Source organism: bacterium (genome assembly GCA_024224155.1).
Taxonomy (GTDB): Bacteria; Acidobacteriota; Thermoanaerobaculia; order Multivoradales; family JAHEKO01; genus CALZIK01.
The window spans coordinates 1-2,967 of the sequence record JAAENP010000359.1 but is presented as its reverse complement, the minus strand read 5'-3'; the positions used below and the strand labels follow the sequence as shown (position 1 = coordinate 2,967).

Below are 2,967 nucleotides of genomic sequence, written 5' to 3'. Positions count from 1 at the left end.
TCGTCGGCGGCAAGCCGGCGCAAGTGCTTTATCGCGGCCGGTCGGGCTGTTGCGCGGGTATCGATCAGATTCGTATCGTGATCCCCGAGGGTGTCGAGGGCTGTTCCGTGCCGCTGGTGGTGATCATCGAGGGGGCGCCGAGCAACTTCACCTCGATGTCGATCGCGCCGGAGGGCGCGGTTTGTTCCGACCCCAACGGCGCCTCCGCGGAGGAGCTCGAGATGCTCCGCTCCGAGGGTGAGATTCGCTCCGGACAGGCGATACTTGGCCGCATCTGGATCGAATCCAACATTCCCGGCGACGATTCCGTTCAGCGGAGCGACAATGCCTCCGCCGCCTTCGTCGGAATCGACTCCGCACAGTCTTTGCAGGCACGAAACGCCGCCCCGACAATCGGCTCCTGCGTCGTCAACCAGATTCCCGGCGCTCCGGCGGTCGAAATCACCGGACTGGACGCGGGCATGGTATCGCTCAGCGGTCCCGTTGGTTCCTTCGATCTGTTGCAGTTCGTCACCGGGCAACATATTCTCTCATTCGTGCCCGGCAGCCCGGACCTGCCCGGGGTGGTGAACGACGGCACTCTACTCGAGGCGGGACAGTATACTCACACCGGTACGGGCGGAGCCGATGTCGGCGCATTCAACGTCCGCATGGATCTGCCCACGCCGATTGACTGGACCAACCGGACCGCGCTCGACACGGTCAACCTCAATCAGCCGCTGGTAATCAACTGGACCAACGGCACGCCCGGCACGTTTGTCCAGATCATCGGGACCTCTGGGTTCGCCCGCGGCCCCAACGGCTTGGTGGGAGCCCAGTTCCAGTGTCGCGTCGACGCCACCGCGGGCACCTTCGTCGTACCAGGGGAGGTGGTTGCCAGTCTACCGGTAAGCCTCGATAACGCGGGCGCGCCGGGCGGACAGTTGCTGGTGGGCGCAGTCGGCTTCGGCGAACGCTTCCAAACTAACGGAATCGCCTTCGGCCTCTCGTTTTTCGCCGACATCTATCTCAAGAACGTCAACTACCGCTGATCGGGAGGGTGCGCGACATAGAAGTGAGGATTGGCCTGGTTTCTTTTTTTGTGGCGATATCCCTAGCGTAGTAGTACGCTAGGGATGAAGGAGGACTCCATGCCAGAATCCCTCGCTGATCTGGAAAGCCGTCGCGCTGCCATCCAATCTCAAGTCGCCCAACTGGGTGATATGCGGTCTGGCTCCATCACCGACACAGGAGGTCGCTGTGGAACTCCGAACTGTCACTGTCGCCGGTCCGGCGACCCCGGCCACGGCCCCTTCTCTCGATTGACACGGAAAGTAAAGGGCAAGACCGTCACCGAAACCTTCTCTTCGCCGGCCGCACTGGCTAAGGCTCAGCTAGAGGTCGCTGAGTACCACCGTTTCCGTGAACTCGGCAAGCAACTTCTGGATGTCAATGAAGAGATCTGTCGAGTGCGACCGGTGGAGGAGCCAGCCCTGTCACCACAGGAAAAAAAACGGCCGAAGCGATCCGCCAGGAAGCCACGCGCGAAGTAAACCAACTGTTACGCGTGATCTTCCAGGGCCGCCGCAAGACGGGCCAGCTCGATCTGGAAGCCATCGAAATGGCGGTGCGTTCGGCCATGCATCAGGCCGGGGCAGCGGCCCTGGGAGAACTGCTGCAATTCCCAGCCCCGGCCGACGATCAGCGCCGCCTTGCTTGTTCCTGTGGCCATCAGGCGCGGTACCGGGAGTTGCGCTCCAAGCCGGTTCTCACCGCCGTCGGCCGGGTGGAAGTCTCGCGTCCCTACTACCTGTGCCCGCACTGCCATCGCGGTCAGTTCCCGGCCGATGTCGAGTTGGATGTGGAAAACACCGAACTCTCTCCCGGCGTACGGCGGATGCTGGCGAGGGTGGGCCAGGAGGCGCCCTTCGATCACGGGCGCCAGCAGATGGAACTGCTGGCCGGTCTGGAGGTAACCACCAAAGCCGTGGAGCGGACGGCGGAGGCGGTGGGCGAGGACATCGCCGCCCGCGAGCAGCAAGAGATTCAGCGCGCCATGCAGTTGGATCTGCCCATGGTAGTGGGAGAGCCGGTTCCGATCTTGTATGTGCAGATGGATGGAACCGGAGTGCCGGTGGTGAGAAAGGAAACCGCGGGACGAACCGGGAAAAAGGAGGGAGAACCGGCCCACACCCGTGAGGTCAAGCTGGGATGCGTCTTCACCCAGACAACATGGGATGCGGAGGGCTATCCCATCCGCGACCCGGATTCGACCACCTACACCGGCGCCATTGAAACCGCCGAGCAGTTCGGCAAGCGGATCTACCTGGAAGCCTGGAAGCGGGGTTGGAGCCGCGCCGCAAAGAAAGTGGTGATGGGCGATGGATCGGAATGGATCTGGAATCAGGCCCAGCAGCACTTCCCCGGCGCCACCCAGATCGTCGATCTGTATCACGCTCGGGAACATCTCTGGGGGTTGGCCCGCAAACTGTATCCGAATGATGAGGCCCAGCAGAACCGTTGGATGATGGTCCACCAAGACCTGCTCGACAACTGCAAAATCAAGAAGCTGGTGGTCTCGTTGCGATCCATCCAGACCGCCTCAGCCGAAGTGGCCGAAAAGCTCCGCACCGAGGCGGAGTACTTTCGCAAGAACGCCCGGCGCATGCGTTACCCGAAGTTCCGTCGCCAGCACCTGTTCGTGGGCACGGGCGTGATCGAGGCCGGGTGCAAGACCGTGATCGGTTCTCGCTGCAAGCAGTCGGGCATGTTCTGGACGGTTCGCGGGGCCAACGCGATTCTGGCTTTGCGCTGCGCTCAATTCAATGGCCGGTTTGAGGACTATTGGGAGGCGCGCCGGGCTTGACTTCCACTTCTATGTCGCGCACCCCTGCGCACCTGCTCCTGCGCATCAACCTCCGCGTCAACGGCTTGCGAATCAACGGCTCAGCGCCGCGCCGGGGCAGACGTGCCGACCCGTGGTGATAG

Annotated in this window: 2 protein-coding genes; both read left to right on the top strand. The window is 62.6% G+C overall.

What is annotated here, in order from left to right:
* Nucleotides 1-1,031, top strand: a 1,031-nt coding sequence (locus tag GY769_18125) for a hypothetical protein (protein MCP4203840.1), incomplete at its 5' end; no start/stop codon positions are given.
* A gap of 515 nt (nucleotides 1,032-1,546) precedes the next feature.
* Nucleotides 1,547-2,845: an ISKra4 family transposase gene (locus tag GY769_18120; protein MCP4203839.1), complete on the top strand. Its 1,299-nt coding sequence runs from the start codon at nucleotides 1,547-1,549 to the stop codon at nucleotides 2,843-2,845.
* The last annotated feature ends 122 nt before the right edge of the window (nucleotides 2,846-2,967 follow it).